Here is a 17,716-nt window from a genome sequence, read left to right as displayed (position 1 = left end):
GGGAAAAACTGCAAGGGAAAGAAAGCGTTGACAATCATGTGACCCCGGATGCCGGCTTGCGGGACTTGCCCGTATGGGGTCATGGCCATACTGTCACCAACAAATCTAGTCAACTTTACCCATTTCAAGTGACCGTGCCAAAAGAGACAAATCTTTGCAATTCCCTAACGTGGCGGGATACCGCGCTGCGCTATGGCAGGATGACGCGGTTATTGCATTGGAGCATCGCCGTCCTGATGCTTTGGCAGTTTACCGGCATGGGGCTGAGGCTCGTGTTGGGGCGCACGCCGCTGGTGGGGTTCTTTGTCGGCTGGCATCAACCGGTTGGAACGGTGCTGTTCCTGCTGATCGTGATCAGGGTGATCTGGGCGCTGGTCAACCGCCGGCACCGGCCTGACCATGGGGCCGGGTTCTGGGGCATTGCCGCACGGCTTGGCCATCTGGCGCTTTATCTCGTGATGGTGATCGTGCCGGTGTCGGCGCTGCTGCGTGCCTATGGTGGTGAGCGGGTGTTTGCGCCCTTTGGTTTTGAGGTTTTTCCCGCGCAGCAGCCGCCCATCGACTGGATGGTCACCATAGGTGAGGCGCTGCACGGTGAGCTGGCCTGGCTGCTGCTGGCACTGATCGCGGGCCATGTCATCATGGTTGGCGTGCACGAAGGCATGTGGCGCGACGGTACCCTGGCCCGAATGGCGGGTCGTCGACGGGCGGGCCTTTAAGGCCACAGATGCGCGTGGGCTGCCGGGGCGCAAGGCGCCACCCCTGTTTTCCATTGATTGTGCGCCGGGCCGGTGTCACCATTTCGTCATGATGAATATGCCCTTCGGTTTCCCGTCCGAGCATGATCGCGTGGCCTTTGACCGGGCCGAGCTGGGCGTCATTCTTTCTCTTTACGGGCGCATGGTGGCGGCGGGCGAATGGCGCGACTATGCCATGTCTTTTCTGCGCGACATGGCGGTATTTTCGGTGTTTCGCCGTGCGACCGAGCATCCGCTTTACCGCATTGAAAAGCGTCCGCGGTTACGCAATGCCCAGGGGCAATATGCGGTGATCGGGATGGATGGCCGCATCCTTAAACGCGGCCATGATCTGCCGGCCGTCCTGCGGGTGCTTGAGAAAAAGCTGATCCGCCCGGTGAACTAGGCGTGGGCGGGGCTAGGCCCCTGCACCCTGAGGTTTGATCTTTTGCGCCGTGCCGCGGGAAAAGCTGTCAAGCCGGTCCTTGGCGGCCTCTTGCGTGTTGACGATGCCCGCGACCATCGCCTCGGCATAGGCGGCGTCCAGCCCCGACATGTTCTGCATATGCGAGATTGCCGAGCAGATGGCGAAATTCGACAGGGGCGTATTCTGCGCGACGCGCAAGGCGATTTCGCGGGCCTTGGCCCCGCTGTCCTTGACGCGATATTGCGCCAACCCGACCTGCACGGCCTCATCGCCGGCATACAGCCGACCGGTCAGCATCATATCGACCATGCGCGCCTGACCGATCAGACGCGGTACGCGGATGGTGGCGCCGCCGCCGGTGAAAAGGCCGCGCTGGCCTTCGGGCAGGCCGAAATAGGTGGTCTCGTCCATGACGCGGATATGGACAGACGAGGCAAGCTCCAGCCCGCCGCCGACCACCGCACCCCTAAGGGCCGCGATGACCGGGACGCCACCATATTCGATCTTGTTAAAGGCCTCGTGCCAGCGCAGGCAGATGCGCATGAATTCGGCGGGGCTGCGTTGTTCCTGCCCATGCTCGACCAGATCCAGCCCGGCGCAGAAATGCGGCCCTTCGGCACGCAGAATGGCTGCGCGCGCTCCGGCGGCGGGCAGGGCGGAAAAGACGCTGATCAGCTCTTCGATTGTTTCGGCGTTCAGGGCGTTGCGCTTGGCCGCGCGGTTCAGCGTGACGGTCGCGATCCCGTCGTCATCCATGTCCAGAATCAGGTTTTGCAGCCGCAGTTCGGAAATGCCGGGCATGGTCTAGCCTTTCGTGATCAGGTGAATGACGACAGGGACCGTGGCGATGCTTACCGCGGTCGAGATCAGGATCGCAGCCGAAACGCGCTGGACGGCGGTGCCGAAATATTGCGCAAGGATATAGACATTGCCTGCGACCGGCAGAGCCGCCGCCGCAATCATTACCCCTGCCGCCTCGGGGTTCACGCCAAAGATTGCAAGCGCCGCCACACCGACCGCGACAGGGTGCAGGATCAGTTTGGCAAGGCTTAGCCAGATTGCCGGGCCCAGCCGTTCGGCCGCGCGTCCGGCAAGGCTTGCCCCGATGGCAAACAGTGCCCCCGGCGTGGCCGATGCCCCGAGAAGCGCCAGAAATTCATCCAGGGGGCCGGGCATCGGCAGGTGCAGCCCGGACCATGCCAGCCCCGCCAGCATCGAGACGATCATCGGGTTCGAGACAATCCCGCGCAGCAGGGGCAACAGCGTTGCAAGCCGCACCCGCCCCTGTCTTGCGGCGGTAACGATCAGCGTGATCAGGGTCGAAAAGACGATCATGTCGATGGTCAGCACCATCAGTACCGGGCCGATGGCGTGTTCACCCAGCAGCACCACCAGCATCGGCACGCCCAGAAAGCCGGTGTTGCCGGTCATAGCGGTATGGGCCTCCATTGCGGCGGTGGCGAGTGGCTGTTTGCGCCAGCGCGCCACCCCAAAGGCCAGCGCCCATACAGCAGCCGAGCCAGTCAGATAGGCAAGCACGAAGGCGGGATCGAAAAGCTGCGCCACATCCAGCGTCGCGGCAAAGCGAAACAGCATTGCTGAAAGCGCAAAGTAAAAGACGAATTTCGTCAGCCAGCCGGTCGCCTCGGCCGGGAAAAAACGCAGCCGCCCGGCCAGCCACCCCGTGGCGATGACCAGAAAGAAGGGCAGGGTTTTCAGAAAGATTGCCAGCATCAGCCCGCCGCGACAGGGCAGGCCGGGCCGCGCTCGACGATATATTCGGTCTCACCGGGGGCGATCTGCCGGCTGGTGATCAGGCGATGGCCCGCCTCGGCGCAGAAATGGGGTACGTCGATCACGGCGGCGGGGTCGGTGGCCAGCAACATGACCCGGCTGCCCTGTGGTAAATCAAGCAGCCGTTTGCGCAGTCGCAGCACCGGCAGAGGGCACAACAGGCCGCGGGCGTCGATCAGCGTACTCATGCGGCGGGGCGTGCCAGCCGGGTGCGGCACCAGTCGTCAATGTTTTCAGGCGCAAGCGGCTCGGCCAGATCACCGGCGAACAGGCGGAACCCGGACAGCTGTTCGGGCGGTACGTGGACCAGCACCGGGATGCCCGCGGCCAGCGCCCGGCCGATGGTATCGCGAAAGCCACGGCCAAAGCATTCCTGCTTGCCGAATTTGTTCACGATCAGCAGATCGGCTCCGCGCTCAAGCACTGATTCGGTGCGGGCGACGGCCTGGGCCAGCGCCGCGCTGTCCAGCCGGCAGGCCTGTGAGCCGGGGCCAAGCGATTGGGTGATGCGCACAAGGGGGCCGTCATCGCCAAGGATCATCAGATCCATGTCGCAATCGCCGTCAGGGATGATTTCGGTATTGATCTGTACCGCCCCGGCCAGCCGCAGACTGCTATCAGCCAGCCGCCGGGCAAGCGCGGTCAGCAGCCGGTCGCCTTCGCCCGGCGTATGGTCGTGGATGGTGATGTAACCCAGCATGTTGACCCTCTCCTGCCGGTCAGCATAGCTGTTGCTGGCGTGCGTGCAATATTGCCCGTGGCGGGGACAAACGGGTTAATCCCCCAGCGCCAGAGGGCCGTAAAGAATCAGCGCCGGATGCGGGCTTGGCCCCTCGGTTGTCAGTTGCCGGGCAAGCTCGGCTACCGTCGAACGGATCAGGCGTTGATGGGGATGGCCCACCGCTTCGGCCAGCAGGGCTGGAGTGTCGGCGGGCAGGCCGTTCTGGATCAGCAGAGCTGCCATCTGGGGAAAGGTGCGCTGTCCCATAAAGACCACGGTGGTCGCATGTGGATCGGCCAGCGCCGCCCAGTTCTGATCCTCGGGCAGACCTCCGGTCACATCGGCGCCGGTGACGAATTGCAGCCGCCGTGCGGTCTGGCGCCGGGTCAGCGGCAACCCCGCCATCGCGGCGGCCGCCATAGCCGAGGGCACGCCGGGCACGATCTCAAAGGGGATGTCATGGTCGCGCAGCGCGGTCAGCTCTTCCTCCAGTCTGCCAAAGACGCCTGAATCGCCTGACTTTAGCCGCACGACATGTTTGCCCGCCTGCGCATGTTCGACCAGCAGGGCGTTCACATGCTCTTGCTTGGCCGAGGGGCGGCCAGCGCGTTTGCCGACCGGAATGCGCTCGGCCTGCGGGCCGACCTGCTCCAGCACCGGCCCCGAGGCGAGGTCGTCATACAGCACCACGTCGCAGCTTTGCAGCAGGCGGATGGCGCGCAAGGTCAGCAATTCCGGATCCCCCGGTCCTGACGAGACAAAGCTGACGTGGCCCTTACTGCTCATGTTTTCGCGATGCGGCAAAAACCGTTCCGATGCAAGAGGTCGCGCCGCTTGCCGGGCCGGGCCGCATTTGTCATAGAGGGCGCGACCGCGACCTTGGGGACCAAGCCATGTTCCGTGCCCGCCATCTTTTGGGGATCGAGCCGCTCGCCCCCCCCGAGATCACCACGCTTCTTGATCTTGCCGAAACCTATGTCGATCTGAACCGCCGCACGGTGAAACATTCCGATGCACTGGCCGGGATGACCCAGATCAACATGTTCTTTGAGAACTCGACCCGCACCCAGTCCAGTTTCGAACTGGCGGGCAAGCGGTTGGGTGCTGATGTGATGAACATCTCGATGCAGACCTCAAGCGTCAAAAAGGGCGAGACACTGATCGACACCGCCCTGACGCTGAATGCCATGCATCCCGACCTGTTGGTCGTGCGCCATCCTCAGTCAGGGGCGGTGGACCTCCTGGCCCAAAAGGTGAATTGCGCGGTGCTGAACGCAGGTGACGGCCGGCATGAACATCCGACGCAGGCGCTGCTTGATGCGCTGACCATCCGCCGCGCCAAAGGCAGGTTGCACCGGCTGACCGTAGCGATTTGCGGCGATATTGCCCACAGCCGGGTTGCGCGCTCAAACCTGATCCTGCTTGGCAAGATGGAGAACCGCCTGCGCCTTGTCGGTCCGGCGACGCTGATGCCCTCGGGTGCCCGCGACTGGGGTTGCGAGGTCCACGAGGACATGCGCGAAGGGCTGAAAGGTGCGGATGTGGTGATGATGCTGCGCCTTCAGAAAGAGCGGATGGACGGCGGGTTTATCCCCTCTGAGCGGGAATATTACCACCGCTGGGGGCTTGATGCGGAAAAGCTGGCACTGGCCGCGCCCGATGCGATCGTCATGCATCCCGGTCCAATGAACCGCGGGGTCGAGATCGACGGCACCATCGCCGATGACATCAACCGTTCAGTCATTCAGGATCAGGTCGAGATGGGCGTCGCGGTGCGCATGGCGGCGATGGACCTTCTGGCGCGCAACCTGCGGGCCGAGCGTGGCGCCAGGGCGGCGGAGATGATGGCATGATCCTGCATTTTCACAACGCCCGCCTTATCGATCCCGAAGCGCAGACCGTGGCCGGGGGCACGCTGACCGTCCGCGACGGCCTGATCGAGGCAGTCGGGGCGGAGGCCCCGCAAGGCGCCGAACTGATCGACTGCGGCGGCAAGCACCTTGCGCCCGGGCTGATCGACTGGGGCGTCAAAATCGGTGAACCGGGTGAACGTCACAAGGAAAGTTTCCGCAGTGCCGGGCTTGCCGCAGCGGCGGGCGGGGTGACGACCGTGATCGCACGGCCCGACACATTGCCGCCGATCGACACGCCAGAGGCGCTGGAGTTCGCCACCCGCCGCGCGGCGGATGCGCCGGTCAACATCCGGCATATGGCGGCGCTGACCCGTGCCCGCGAAGGCCGCGAGATGGTCGAGATGGGCTTTCTGCAGGACGCTGGGGCCGTTGCCTTTACCGACGGCGTGCGGGTCGTTCCGGACACCCGGCTTTTGTCCCGCTGCATGACCTATGCGCGTGGGTTGGACGCGCTGATCGTCGGTCACCCGCAGGACCCCGGCCTGTCGAAGGGTGCGGCGGCGACCTCGGGCAAGTTCGCTTCGCTCTACGGCCTGCCCTCTGTCTCGCCCATGGCCGAGGTGATGGGGCTTGATCGCGATCTTGCGCTGGTGGCGATGACTGGTGCGCGCTACCACGCCGACCAGATCACGGTGGCAGCCAGCCTCCCCGCGCTGCGCCGCGCGCGTGAGGCCGGGCTGGATGTCACTGCTGGCATTTCGATCCATCATCTGACGCTGAATGAATATGATGTGGGCGGCTATCGGACCTTCTTCCGCTTCACGCCGCCCCTGCGGGCCGAAGAGGACCGGCTGGCCATGGTCGAGGCGCTGGCCGAGGGCCTGATCGACGTGATCGCCAGCTTTCACACCCCGCAGGACGAAGAAAGCAAGCGTTTGCCCTTTGCCGAGGCGGCCCCGGGTGCCGTCGGGTTGCAGACCCTCCTGCCGGCGGCGATGCGGCTTTACCATCAGGGAGGGCTTAGCCTGCCGCAACTGTGGCGTGCGATGTCGCTTAACCCCGCGCGGCGTCTTGGCCTGCCCGCCGGGCGGCTGTCAGCCGGAGCGCCCGCAGATCTGGTGCTCTTTGATCCCGATGCGCCCTTTGTGCTTGATCGTTTCACCCTGCTATCGAAGTCTAAGAACACCCCCTTCGACGGCGCGCGGCTCGAAGGCAGGGTGCTTGGCACCTGGGTTGCCGGTCGCCGCGTCTTCGGAGCGCAAGCATGACCCTGATCCTCTGGGCCGCCATCGGCTATCTGCTGGGTACGATCCCTTTTGGCATCGTCATCACCCGTGCGCTGGGGCTGGGTGATTTACGCCAGATCGGCTCGGGCAATATTGGCGCAACCAATGTGCTGCGTACCGGAAACCGCCCCGCAGCCCTCGCCACCCTGCTGCTTGACAGCGGCAAGGGCGCGATTGCGGTGCTGCTTGCCCGCGCGCTTGCTGACCCCCATGCGGCGCTGATCGCGGGTGCTGCTGCATTCCTTGGCCACCTTTTTCCCGTCTGGCTCGGTTTTCGGGGCGGAAAAGGTGTTGCGACCTTCCTCGGCACGCTCCTCGCGCTTGACTGGCGGCTGGGCCTTGTCGCCTGCGGGTTGTGGCTGCTGACTGCGCTGATCTTGCGGATCTCGTCTCTCTCGGCACTGGTCGCAGCGGCGCTGACCCCTTTTATCGCCCTATGGCTTGACGGAAAGGCGATGGCAGCCGTTACCGCCTTTATGACCGTGCTGATCTTCATCCGTCACGACGCCAATATCCGCCGCATCCTTGCTGGTAGTGAGCCGCGCATCGGCAAGAAATCCTGACGCTTCTTTCGTGGTGAAATATCCCGGGGGAGTGCCTTTCCGGCCCCATTGAGGGGCAGGAAAGGCATGGGGGCAGAGCCCCCTAACCCTCGCGCCAGCAGGGTTGCAGATCCCCCGGCCGGGGACTTGCCGCATAAACCCCACGCGCGATCGCGCGCGCCAGCGTGCACGCGGCGGCGTGACCCAGTTGAAAGGGCGTCAGCGCCGGATCGGGCAGTGGCTTCATCCCGGACGAGACGGCAAAGACCAGATCGCCGTCAAAGGGGGTGTGGCTGGGTACGATAGCGCGGGCCATCCCGTCCTGTGCCGCCGTCGCCAGCCGCGTCAGCCCTGCCTTGTCCAGCCGCGCATCCGTGGCGATGATGGCAATGGTCGTCGCCTCGCCCAGCCGTTTGGACGGGCTTGGCTCATGCGCGGCGGGATAGGGGCCGGAAAGCCCAAGGCCACCGAACTCACCCTCTGTCTCCCAAGGGGCTGCCCAGAATTGCCGCGTTTCGCCCGCGGTCACCGATCCCAGCGCATTGACGACCACCAGCGCCCCCAGCGTGATCCCGCAATCAAGCACTGCCGAGGCTGAGCCGAGCCCTCCCTTCCAGCGATGGGTCATCGCCCCGGTTCCGGCACCCTCGCTGCCTAGTAAGAAATCGGGGCTGGCGGTTTCTAACGCCGCGCGGCCAAGGGCGGGATAGGGGTTTCCCTGCCAGTCCTTGTTACCGCCGTTCAGCAGGTCAAAGACGATGGCGCCGGGGACGATTGGCACGCGCACCGGGCCGACCTCGAATCCCCGGCCCATGGCGCGCAACCCCTCGGATACCCCGTCGCAGGCTGCCAGTCCAAAGGCCGAGCCGCCCGACAGCACCAGAGCATCCACCCCCGGCACCAGTTTGTCGGGGGCCAGAAGCTCGGTTTCGCGCGTGCCGGGGGCGCCGCCCATGACGTTGAACCCGCAGGCCAGCGGTGCATCGCCCAACAGAACCGTACTGCCCGAGCGTAAAACGTCGTCGCGGGCATTGCCGACCCGCAGGCCGTCGACATCGGTGATCAGGTTTCGGGGTCCGGGGCGCATTGGGGCCTCGCGCAGCTCAATTTGCGTGCAACTTGGCAGAACCGGTTGCCCGCCCGCAAGCCGGTTTCGGTATTCCGCCGTTGCGCGGGCGGTCCGGCAGCCCTACCTAATGCGGCAGGACATGCGAAAGGACGCAACCATGACTGCCCCCCTTCACCGGATCTTTGGCCGGCCGCTGGATGCTGAAATGCCAAAAGGTTTTGACCAGGCGATTTTTGGCATGGGCTGTTACTGGGGTGTCGAACGGCTGTTCTGGCAGCAAGAGGGAGTCTGGCTGACTGAGGTCGGCTTTGCCGGAGGCCATGCCGAAGATCCCAGCTACAAACAGGTTTGTACCGGCACGACTGGTCATGCCGAGGTGGTGCGCGTTGTCTACGACAGCTCGCGCATCAGCTATGAACGACTTTTGCAGATATTCTGGGAAAACCACGATCCGACCCAGGGCAACCGCCAGGGCAATGACGTGGGCTCTCAATACCGCTCGTTGATCATGTATTTCAATGACAGCCAGAAGGCAGCGGCGGAACTGTCCAGGGCCGATTACAGCAACCGGCTGGCGGTTCAGGGCTATCCCGATATCACCACCCAGATTATCCCTGCCGGTCCCTTCTGGCGGGCCGAGGACGATCACCAGCAATATCTGGATCGTTATCCCGATGGCTATTGCGGGTTGCGTGGTACGGGTGTCAAAGCCCCTTTGACCGATATAGCCGAGGAGCATTGAATGCCGACCTGGACCGCGCTGACCCACACCAATGGCCGTGACGCGGCCGAGGCGCTTGCCGAGGCGGGCGAGGACCTGAACCCCGAACCCGTCGGCACCGGCGTTTTCGAGATCGAGGATGGCTCAGGCCGCTGGGAGGTGGGGTTGTATTTCACCGAATCCCCGGACGAGGTCGGGTTGGCGTTGCTGGCTGCCGCCTGGCAGGCAGAGCCTTTCGTCATCTCGGAACTGCCCGAGGTGGATTGGGTCGCCCATGTCCGGCGTGAACTCTCGCCGGTCGAGGCCGGGCGCTTTTTCGTCCATGGCAGCCATGATGCCGACAAGGTCCCCGAAAGTGCCGAGGCACTGCTGATCGAGGCCGCCATGGCCTTTGGCACCGGCCATCACGGCACGACCAAAGGCTGTCTTCTGGCTTTGGACCGGCTGATCAACGAAGGCTTTGCACCGCAGCGCATCGTCGATGTCGGCTGCGGGACCGCTGTGCTTGCCATGGCTGCGGCGCGTTCGTTCCCGGTGATCGTGCTTGCCGGTGATATCGACCCGCAGGCAGTGGATGTGGCGCGTGCCAATGTGATTGCCAACGGGCTGGATGGACGTGTCGAATGTGTCGAGGCAGCGGGCTTTGATCATCCGCTGATCGAGAATGCCGCGCCCTTTGATCTGGTTTTCGCCAATATCCTGAAACAGCCGCTGATAGACCTCGTACCCGATATGGCGAAAAATATCGCACCGGGCGGCAAGGCGATTTTGTCGGGCATTCTGGTCACCCAGGCTGATGAGGTCATCGCGGCCTATACGGCTGGCGGTTTGCAGCTTGAGCGGCGCGATGATCTGGGCGAATGGTCGACGCTGGTCGTAAGGCGGGATTGATCGCGGGAATGCCGGGGAAATCCCCGGCAAAAACCATCCACAGAAAATACTGAAGGCGGCCTTTGGGGCCGCCTGTTCGTTTTGCCCATTCGGGCCGAAAAAGGCTTGCGGATTATCCGTATAGCCGATCTCGCGTCTTCAACCGCTGATCAGCGGGCGCGCGCAATACGTTCGATATCGCCGCGGCACAGACCGATGTCGTCCAGCTCGCGGTCGGAAAGACGGCTCAGCGCATTTTTCGTAACGCGCGCATCGTTCCAAGCGGTCACAGCCGCCCAGATTTTCGAGCCAATACCGAAAGAGCCCGCCCCGCCATGGATGCGGTTCGTGTCAATCGCCGACATAGTTTCCACCTTGAGATCATTGCCCGATTATCGGGCGCTTCGTTCATGCATCAGCATATAGGCCGGGCAGTCTGATAAAACCACGGCCAAACGGGCATCTCTGCCATGCAGCTTGTGCATAAGAGACCGAATTCCCTTAGTTTTTGCGGCAAGAGGGAAATACCGATGCTGCGCCGCAATATTTTCCCGCCAGTGGCCCGGTTTTCGGATGAAAATTGCGCCCCCAAGGCCCGGGCGGTCAGCTCCAGTCGCCCAGACTTGCCTGCCACAGGGCCAGTGACGCAACGGCAGCGGTGTCCGCGCGCAGGATTCTTGGCCCCAAAGAGATGCGCGTGACGCAATCCATCGCCGAAAGACGCCGTCGTTCCGATTCAGACCAGCCGCCCTCAGGGCCGATAAGAATCGCCCAAGGGCCGTGCGGCAGACCAGCCAGCGTCTGTGCTGGTCCCGCCAGTGCCTCATCCGCCCAAAGGATGCGCCGCCCGGTATCCCAGCCGTCCAGCAGGCGGGACAGCGGCACCAGTTCACCGACCTCGGGGACGAAGGTGCCGCCACACTGCTCGGCTGCCTCGATGGCATGGGATTGCAGCCGGTCCTGACGGATCCGTTCAGAGTTCGTGTGATCGGTCTGCACTGGCAGGATGCGGGCCGCGCCCATCTCGGCCGCTTTTTCGACGATGAAATCGGTGCGCGCCTTTTTGATCGGGGCAAAGATCAGCCACAGGTCAGGCGGGTTCATCTGCGGCGCGCTCTGTCGTTCGGCGATCAGCGTGCCGTTGCGTTTGGCAATGCGCTCGATTCGCGCCAGCCATTCGCCGTCGCGGCCGTTAAAGACCAGAATTTCGTCGCCCGCCGACTGCCGCATGACCGAAGAAAGGTAATGCGCCTGATCGGTATTCAGCTCGATACCTTGTCCCTTGGCCAGCGGGTGATCTATGAACAGTCTGATTTTCGCCATGATGGGGCGCAGCGTAATGCAGATCGACCGTCCGATGCCAGAGGGCCAAAGCACCGTCGCCGATGCGCCGCCGGATAACTGGGTGGATCGTTACGCGCCTGTGGGCTGGAGGCCATGGCTGCGGCTTTCCCGCGCTGACAGGCCAATCGGCACCTGGCTTTTGCTTTTGCCCTGCTGGTGGGGGATCGGGTTGGCGATGATCGCAGGCAATCCCGGCTGGCGCGATATATGGATTGCGCTTGCCTGTGGGATCGGCGCTGTGCTGATGCGCGGTGCGGGCTGCACCTGGAACGACATCACCGACCGCGACATCGACGACAAAGTGGCGCGCACCCGTTCGCGCCCGATTCCCTCGGGGCAGGTGACGGTCAGGGGGGCGCTTATCTGGCTGGCCGCGCAGTCGCTGGCCGGTTTTGCCATTCTGCTGACGCTTGGCAGTGCGGCGATTGCGCTGGGGATCGCATCGCTGGCGCTGGTGGCGATCTATCCCTTTGCCAAACGCTTTACCTGGTGGCCGCAGGTATTTCTGGGCCTTGCTTTCAACTGGGGCGCGCTGCTGGGTTGGGCGGCGCATACGGGCAACCTCGCCCCGGCGCCGGTGCTGGCCTATCTGGGCGGCATCGCATGGACGGTCTTTTACGACACCATCTATGCCCATCAGGATGCCGAGGATGACGCCCTGATTGGTGTCAAGTCCACTGCCCGGCTGTTTGGTCGCGATACGGCGCGCTGGCTGGCGGGCTTTGGCATCGCCTCGGTCCTGCTGCTGGTGCTTGCGGTGCTGGCGACGGGCGCGCAGGGGCTTGCGCTGGTGCTGGCTCTGCTGGGTGTGGCTGGTTTTGCCGCGCATCTGGCCTGGCAGCTTTTGCGCTTTGATATGACCGACAGCGCCGGTTGCCTGCGCCTGTTTCGCAGTAACCGCGATGCGGGCCTGCTGATTGCGCTGTTTCTTGCTTTGGCGGGGCTGGTCTGATTGCGAAACCCGCCCGCAGGGATTACATGCGGCAGGTCGGAAACAGCCCGAAGGTCTCCCTGATGGCCAATTCCCAGCAATCCGCAGGTCGTCCCCCGCGCCGGGGCCCCGCGGTGGCTGTAAGCCTTATCGCCCTTGCCGCAGCGGCGGGCCTGTCCTTTTTGGCTGCCCGCGCGGCGGCCGATTTCATCGAAACCCGCTCGGCGACGGATCTGCGCGCGGCGCTGGCCGGTTTCGACTGGGTGACGGTGACGACCGACGGGCTGCAAGTCCGGCTTGAGGGCATCGCCCCCGACGAGGTGCAGCGTTTCCGCGCCCGGGCCCGGGCCGAGACGGTGGTTGATGCCGGGCGGGTGACCGATGCCATGCAGGTCACTGCCAGCGCCGAACTGGCAACCCCCGCTTTCGAGGTCGAGCTTTTGCGCAATGACGAGGGCATTTCGATCATCGGGCTTGTCCCTGCCGATCTGGACCGCGCCGGGCTGATCGGTCAGTTGAAACGCCAGACAGGGGCAACCCGCATCTCGGACCTGATGGAGACCGCCGATTATGCCGTCCCCGAAGGTTGGGAGAACGCCTTTGCCTTTGGCATCAAGGCAGCCGAGCTGGCCAGACGGGCCAAAGTCTCGATCGCGGCGGGTGAGGTCTCGATCCGTGCGATCACTGACAGCCCGCGCGAAAAGGCGGCGCTCGAGGCAGCTTTGAACCGGGCCAAACCCGCGTCGGTTCGCCTGACGGCTGAAATTACCGCACCACGGCCGCTGATCGCCCCCTTTACCCTGCGCTTTGTCAAGGATGCGGCAGGCGCGCGGTTTGATGCCTGCTCGGCCAATGATGAGGCCGCCCGTGACCGCATCCTTGCCGCAGGACGCGAGGCCGGGGTGCCAGAGGCGGCGCAATGCACCCTTGGCCTTGGCGCGCCCTCGGCTCGCTGGGGCGATGCGGCGGTTGCGGCGGTTGCGGCGGTCAATGACCTTGGCGCGGGCTCGGTGACGATCTCGGACACCGATGTCGCGCTGTTCGCCCCCGCCGATGTCGAGGCTGCCAGCTTTGACGAGGTGGCCGGCCGGCTAGAGGCGGCGTTGCCCGATGTCTTTACCCTTAGCGCCGAGCATGAAGAGGCGACCAAGGGCGAGGCGGGCCCTGCCGAGTTCTCGGCAGTTGCAGACAGCAGCGGTGTCGCCCTGCGTGGCCGCATCACGGATGAACGGATGCGCGAGGCGGTGGAAAGCCTTGCGCGCGCCCGTTTTGGCCGGGTGGACAGCGCGCTGCGCAGCGACGCTTCGGTGCCCGATGGCTGGACCCTGCGCGCCATCGCCGCGCTTGAGGCGCTGAATGCGCTGGATCGTGGCAATGCGACGGTGACACGCGATCTGGTGCGGGTCAGCGGCGTGTCGGGCAGCCAGACGGCCTCGGATGCGGTGGCGGCGCGGCTGGCACAGAGACTGGGCGCAGGGGCGCGTTATGAGCTGGCAATCCGCTATGACCGGCGGCTGGACCCGCTGCTGGGTCTGCCGTCGGGTATCGAATGCGTGGACCGGCTGAATGCAGCGATGCAGGAATCCGAAATTGGGTTCGAGCCGAACAAATCGGTTATCGCAGGCGACCCGGGTCCGACGCTTGAGCATCTGGCCGAGACGATGGCGCTATGTTCTGATTTCCGCATCGAGATCGGCGGCCACACCGATTCGCAGGGTTCCGAAGGGTTCAACGCCGAACTCTCGCGTTCGCGGGCGCAGGCGGTTCTGGCGGCGATGACCGAGGCGGGGATCAACACTTCGAATATGACCGCCAAGGGTTATGGCGAAAGCCGCCCCATCGCCGATAACGACACCGAGGCCGGGCGTGAGGCGAACCGGCGCATCGAATTCACCCTGCTTGGCGAAGAGCCGGTGCAGACCGAGGCCCTGGCGCCGGCTGAACTGGTCAAGGGTGTCACCGACAGTCCCGAAGAGGTCGCCGCGCGGGCTGCCGGGGCAGCATTGCGCGCCGTGACCGCCGCTGTTGGTCCGGTGCTTGGCGTGCCGACTGATCCCGAAGCCGCAGCATTTGCCGCGACCGAGCCGGTGCGCCTGCTTGTCTCGGGCGTCGATCCGGGGCGCATTGCCAGCCAGCCTGCGCAAGAGGCGGGGTTGCCTGAACTGCCGCTGTTGCAGGCCGCGACCCTGCCAGCCGCGCAGCTTTTGCCTGATCCTGACACGCTGGTTGCCCCGGCCGAGGCTGCGACTGCCCCTGCGCAAAAGGCTTTGCGCGGCGCGGCGGTCGAGGCGGGGACTATCCCTGCGCAAGAGGCCTTGCATGTGAACCGCCCCCTGCCGCGGCCTGAAGAGCCCCGAAAGCCATGACCAGATCCGCCCTGTCCCTTTTATCAAAGCCGCGCGCATGAATCGTAACGAACTCATCCTGGCGACCGCGATCCTTCTTTTTGCTGCCTTCCTTTTGGGATGGTTCGCAAGCTGGCTGGTCCATCGCCTGTCCCGCGCCACCCGCGCCGAGATGGGCGAGCTGGAGACGATGGCCCAGCAGCTGCACGAGGCAGAAGAGGCGCGCGAGCGTGCCGTCAGCGCCCTTGAGATGCGCGAGGCCGATCTGATCGCCCGGCTTTCGACCGCCGAGGCCGAGCTGCGCGCGGCCCAGGGCGAATTGCAGGAAAGCCAGACCGAGATCGAAGAGCTGCGGGAATATATCGACCGCAAGCTGGGCCGCAAAACCTGAGGACCGGCGGATAAAAGAAAAAGCCGCCGGGCAGGGCCGGCGGCTTTTGCATGTGACTGGCGGTGCTCTGGCTTAGACGCCGGCTTCGATGATGGCGCGGGCCAGAACCGGGATGCTGTTTTCGTTCAGTCCGGCGATGTTGATCCGCGAATCTCCCACCATATAGACGGCGAATTCGTCCTTGATTTTTTGCACCTGCTCGGGCGTGGCGCCCAGACGCGAGAACATGCCGCGGTGGCGGGCGACAAAATCGAAACGGTCCGAACCCGACAGGTCGCGCAGTTCGCTTGCCAGTTGTTCGCGCAGCTTGAGCATACCGTTACGCACCGCCTCCAGTTCGGCCATCCAGTCGGCGCGCAGCTCGGGCGTGTTCAGCACGGTCGAGACGATCTTTGCGCCGTGGAAAGGCGGGAAGGAATAGGTCTGGCGGTTCAGGAAGGCCATGGCACCCTGCGCAAGCTCGCGCGTGCCCGCATCGGTGCACAGCGCCAGCAGGCAGCCCGTGCGTTCGCGGTAGATGCCAAAGTTCTTGCTGCACGAGGCGGCGATCAGCACCTCGGGGATGCGCGAGGCGATCAGCCGGGTGCCGGCCGCGTCTTCTTCCAGCCCGTCGCCAAAGCCCTGATAGGCAAGGTCGATCAGCGGCATTGCGCCGGTTTTTTCAAGGACCGAGGCGACCTCGGTCCATTGCTCCAACGTCAGGTTGGCGCCGGTCGGGTTGTGGCAGCAGCCGTGCAGCAGCACCACATCGCCTTTTTTCGCCTGGGCGATATCGGCCTTCATCGCCTCGAAATCGACGCCGCGGGTGGCACTGTCGAAATAGCGGTAGGTCTGGACCGGAACGCCCATGAAATTCATGATCGAGATATGGTTCGGCCAGGTCGGGTCCGACACAAAGACCCGCAGATCAGGGTTCGCCATCCGTGCCAGTTCCAGCGCCTGACGGATCGCGCCCGTGCCGCCGACGGTGGCCAGCGTCGCCGTCGTTTCAGGCTTGAGGCCCTGACCAAGGATCAGGTCGCCCATCGCCTTCTGAAAATCGGGCTCGCCCGAAAGGCTGGCATAGGTCTTGGTGGTCTCGGTCTCAAGCATCCGCTGTTCGGCGGCGTGGACGGCGCGCATGATCGGCGTATGGCCGGTGGCATCCTTATAGACCCCGACGCCCAGATCGACCTTGCCCTGACGGGGGTCGGCCTTGAATTCGCCCATCAGGGCCAGAATCTTGTCGGGGGCCTGCGGTTTCAGATTGCCCAGCATCACGCTTCTCCGGTTGCGATTTTGAGGTCGGGGAAGCTGCCCCATTCGGCCCAGCTTCCGTCATAAAGCGAATGGTCCCGGTGCCCGATCCGTTCAAGCGCCAGGAACAGCGAAGCCGCCGTTACCCCCGACCCGCAGGTGGTGATGACGGGTTTCGTCAGATCTACGCCGGCCGCCTCAAACTCGGCGCGCAGCGCGTCGGGGGATTTCAGCGTGCCGTCGGCATTGTAGAGCCGGCCAAAGGGCAGGTTCTTTGAGCCGGGGATGTGACCCGAGCGCAGGCCGGGCCGCGGTTCAGAGGCCTCGCCGCGGAAACGCTCGGCCGAGCGGGCATCGACAATCTCGTGATCGGCAAGCTTGCTGGCGGCGGCAACCTGCGTCACGTCGCGCACCAGCGCCGCCTGACGCTGCACGGTAATGTGGCGGTCACGCAAAACCGGGGGCATGTCCTCGACCGGGCGGTCCTCGGCCCGCCATTTGGCAAAGCCTCCGTCCAGAACGGCCACGTCCTGTTTGCCCATCAGCTTGAAGGTCCACCAGACCCGCGCTGCCGAACGGACCGGGGAATTGTCATAGACCACGACCTGATGGCCGTCGCCGATCCCCATGGCGCGCATACGGCTGATGAACATTTCGGGCTGCGGCGCCATATGAGGCAATTCGCTGCGCTTGTCCGATATCTCGTCTATGTCGAAAAAGCGTGCGCCCGGGATATGTGCGGCCATGTATTCGGTACGCGCGTCGCGACCGGGTTCAAGAAGCCACGTGGCGTCGATGATACGCAGGTCGGGATCGTTCAGATGGGCCGCAAGCCAGCCGGTCGAGACCAGCACTTTCGGATCGTCGGAATCGATGGACATCGGCCTTTCCCCCCCGCGCGCAGAAACGACACCGATGTAACCGCAGCCGCGCGGGGCGGCAAGGCTTAACCCTGCTTCAGCAAACGCTGTTTCTGCCGGTTCCAGTCACGTTTGGCGGCGGTCTCGCGCTTGTCGGCGACCTTCTTGCCCTTGGCGATGCCCAGTTTCAGCTTAACCCGGCCGCGATGGTTGAAATACATCACCAGCGGCACCAGCGTCATGCCCTCGCGTCCGACCGCCTGCCACAGCCGGCTGAGTTCGCGTTTCGATACCAGCAGCTTGCGTCGGCGCCGTTCCTCATGCCCGAATACGCCGGCCTGTTTATAGGCCGCGATATAAGAGTTGATCAGCCATAGCTCACCCTCTTCGACCGAGGCATAGCTTTCGGCGATGTTCGACTGGCCGGTGCGCAGGCTTTTCACCTCGGACCCGGTCAGTACGATGCCAACCTCGAGATCGCTTTCGATAAAGTAATCGAAGCGCGCCCGGCGGTTCTCGGCGATGATCTTGTAGTTCGGGTCGGATTTCGTGGCCATGGTCGGGCAGAGATAGGGCCGGGCGTGGCGGC

21 protein-coding genes are annotated in these 17,716 nt (G+C 64.2%); 10 read left to right on the top strand and 11 right to left on the bottom strand.

Annotated features, from left to right (window positions below; genetic code table 11):
- Positions 1-200: 200 nt before the first annotated feature.
- Entirely contained in the window at positions 201-719 is a 519-nt protein-coding gene (locus F8A10_RS09695; RefSeq protein ID WP_085501810.1) for a cytochrome b, read from the top strand.
- A 91-nt stretch (positions 720-810) separates the two neighbouring features.
- Positions 811-1,143 (top strand): DUF2794 domain-containing protein, encoded by a 333-nt coding sequence (locus F8A10_RS09690; RefSeq protein WP_029371513.1) that lies wholly within the window; start codon positions 811-813, stop codon positions 1,141-1,143.
- Between the two features lie 12 nt (positions 1,144-1,155).
- On the opposite strand, the gene F8A10_RS09685 is transcribed toward F8A10_RS09690, so the two are convergent.
- The 5 genes from F8A10_RS09685 to cobA all read right to left on the bottom strand — a co-directional run bounded on the left by F8A10_RS09685 (position 1,156) and on the right by cobA (position 4,465).
- The gene (locus F8A10_RS09685) at positions 1,156-1,965 is read right to left on the bottom strand and encodes a crotonase/enoyl-CoA hydratase family protein (RefSeq protein ID WP_152367199.1); all 810 of its coding nucleotides are present in this window, start codon (positions 1,963-1,965) and stop codon (positions 1,156-1,158) included.
- Between the two features lie 3 nt (positions 1,966-1,968).
- The gene (locus F8A10_RS09680; RefSeq protein WP_010393597.1) at positions 1,969-2,898 is read right to left on the bottom strand and encodes an AEC family transporter; all 930 of its coding nucleotides are present in this window, start codon (positions 2,896-2,898) and stop codon (positions 1,969-1,971) included.
- Positions 2,898-3,146, bottom strand: coding sequence for a sulfurtransferase TusA family protein (locus tag F8A10_RS09675; RefSeq protein WP_010393600.1), 249 nt, complete (start codon positions 3,144-3,146; stop codon positions 2,898-2,900). Before F8A10_RS09675 ends, F8A10_RS09680 begins: the two co-directional genes overlap by 1 nt.
- On the bottom strand, positions 3,143-3,658 hold the full coding sequence (locus tag F8A10_RS09670; RefSeq protein ID WP_010393602.1) for a DUF2478 domain-containing protein: 516 nt from the start codon (positions 3,656-3,658) through the stop codon (positions 3,143-3,145). The genes F8A10_RS09675 and F8A10_RS09670 overlap by 4 nt, the downstream gene beginning before the upstream one ends.
- A gap of 75 nt (positions 3,659-3,733) precedes the next feature.
- Positions 3,734-4,465 (bottom strand): uroporphyrinogen-III C-methyltransferase, encoded by a 732-nt coding sequence (gene cobA / locus F8A10_RS09665; protein WP_010393604.1) that lies wholly within the window; start codon positions 4,463-4,465, stop codon positions 3,734-3,736.
- 107 nt (positions 4,466-4,572) lie between these two features.
- Between cobA and F8A10_RS09660 the strand changes: the two genes are divergently transcribed.
- The 3 genes from F8A10_RS09660 to plsY are packed head-to-tail and all read left to right on the top strand — an operon-like array spanning position 4,573 to position 7,381.
- Complete coding sequence (locus F8A10_RS09660; RefSeq protein WP_029371515.1) at positions 4,573-5,532, top strand: aspartate carbamoyltransferase catalytic subunit; 960 nt, start codon at positions 4,573-4,575, stop codon at positions 5,530-5,532.
- Entirely contained in the window at positions 5,529-6,800 is a 1,272-nt protein-coding gene (gene pyrC / locus F8A10_RS09655) for a dihydroorotase (RefSeq protein ID WP_010393609.1), read from the top strand. Before F8A10_RS09660 ends, pyrC begins: the two co-directional genes overlap by 4 nt.
- Complete coding sequence (gene plsY, locus F8A10_RS09650) at positions 6,797-7,381, top strand: glycerol-3-phosphate 1-O-acyltransferase PlsY (protein WP_010393610.1); 585 nt, start codon at positions 6,797-6,799, stop codon at positions 7,379-7,381. The genes pyrC and plsY overlap by 4 nt, the downstream gene beginning before the upstream one ends.
- A gap of 82 nt (positions 7,382-7,463) precedes the next feature.
- Here the strand turns inward: plsY and F8A10_RS09645 are convergent, their stop codons facing one another.
- Entirely contained in the window at positions 7,464-8,447 is a 984-nt protein-coding gene (locus F8A10_RS09645; RefSeq protein WP_010393613.1) for a P1 family peptidase, read from the bottom strand.
- Positions 8,448-8,586: 139 nt separating this feature from the next.
- Here F8A10_RS09645 and msrA point away from each other — a divergent pair, with 139 nt between their 5' ends.
- Together msrA and F8A10_RS09635 are read left to right on the top strand one after the other, a co-directional pair.
- Positions 8,587-9,171 carry a peptide-methionine (S)-S-oxide reductase MsrA gene (gene msrA / locus F8A10_RS09640; protein ID WP_050804157.1) on the top strand — a complete coding sequence of 195 codons (585 nt, stop codon included), beginning with the start codon at positions 8,587-8,589 and terminating at the stop codon, positions 9,169-9,171.
- Positions 9,172-10,041 (top strand): 50S ribosomal protein L11 methyltransferase, encoded by an 870-nt coding sequence (locus tag F8A10_RS09635; RefSeq protein WP_085501775.1) that lies wholly within the window; start codon positions 9,172-9,174, stop codon positions 10,039-10,041.
- 149 nt (positions 10,042-10,190) lie between these two features.
- On the opposite strand, the gene F8A10_RS09630 is transcribed toward F8A10_RS09635, so the two are convergent.
- Together F8A10_RS09630 and F8A10_RS09625 are read right to left on the bottom strand one after the other, a co-directional pair.
- Complete coding sequence (locus tag F8A10_RS09630) at positions 10,191-10,385, bottom strand: DUF1127 domain-containing protein (protein WP_010393621.1); 195 nt, start codon at positions 10,383-10,385, stop codon at positions 10,191-10,193.
- Between the two features lie 238 nt (positions 10,386-10,623).
- The gene (locus tag F8A10_RS09625; protein ID WP_152367198.1) at positions 10,624-11,343 is read right to left on the bottom strand and encodes a 16S rRNA (uracil(1498)-N(3))-methyltransferase; all 720 of its coding nucleotides are present in this window, start codon (positions 11,341-11,343) and stop codon (positions 10,624-10,626) included.
- Between the two features lie 16 nt (positions 11,344-11,359).
- On the opposite strand from F8A10_RS09625, the gene ubiA reads away from it, so the two are divergent.
- The 3 genes from ubiA to F8A10_RS09610 all read left to right on the top strand — a co-directional run bounded on the left by ubiA (position 11,360) and on the right by F8A10_RS09610 (position 15,031).
- A complete protein-coding gene (gene ubiA / locus F8A10_RS09620) occupies positions 11,360-12,316 on the top strand; it encodes a 4-hydroxybenzoate octaprenyltransferase (protein WP_029371518.1) in 957 nt (318 codons plus the stop codon).
- A 113-nt stretch (positions 12,317-12,429) separates the two neighbouring features.
- Positions 12,430-14,661, top strand: coding sequence for an OmpA family protein (locus F8A10_RS09615; RefSeq protein ID WP_227493376.1), 2,232 nt, complete (start codon positions 12,430-12,432; stop codon positions 14,659-14,661).
- A gap of 37 nt (positions 14,662-14,698) precedes the next feature.
- Positions 14,699-15,031, top strand: a complete 333-nt coding sequence (locus tag F8A10_RS09610) for a hypothetical protein (RefSeq protein ID WP_010393630.1) — start codon at positions 14,699-14,701, stop codon at positions 15,029-15,031.
- A 72-nt stretch (positions 15,032-15,103) separates the two neighbouring features.
- On the opposite strand, the gene F8A10_RS09605 is transcribed toward F8A10_RS09610, so the two are convergent.
- From F8A10_RS09605 to smpB, 3 genes are all read right to left on the bottom strand, one after another.
- On the bottom strand, positions 15,104-16,288 hold the full coding sequence (locus F8A10_RS09605) for an amino acid aminotransferase (protein ID WP_152367197.1): 1,185 nt from the start codon (positions 16,286-16,288) through the stop codon (positions 15,104-15,106).
- Positions 16,288-17,148, bottom strand: a complete 861-nt coding sequence (gene sseA / locus F8A10_RS09600; protein WP_152367196.1) for a 3-mercaptopyruvate sulfurtransferase — start codon at positions 17,146-17,148, stop codon at positions 16,288-16,290. The genes F8A10_RS09605 and sseA overlap by 1 nt, the downstream gene beginning before the upstream one ends.
- 65 nt (positions 17,149-17,213) lie before the next feature.
- Positions 17,214-17,684 carry an SsrA-binding protein SmpB gene (smpB, locus tag F8A10_RS09595; RefSeq protein WP_010393636.1) on the bottom strand — a complete coding sequence of 157 codons (471 nt, stop codon included), beginning with the start codon at positions 17,682-17,684 and terminating at the stop codon, positions 17,214-17,216.
- Positions 17,685-17,716 lie beyond the last annotated feature (32 nt).

Origin of the sequence: Paracoccus kondratievae (genome assembly GCF_009301415.1) — a bacterium.
In the GTDB taxonomy this organism is placed as follows: Bacteria; Pseudomonadota; Alphaproteobacteria; order Rhodobacterales; family Rhodobacteraceae; genus Paracoccus; species Paracoccus kondratievae.
This window is presented reverse-complemented; position numbering and strand designations above follow the sequence as displayed.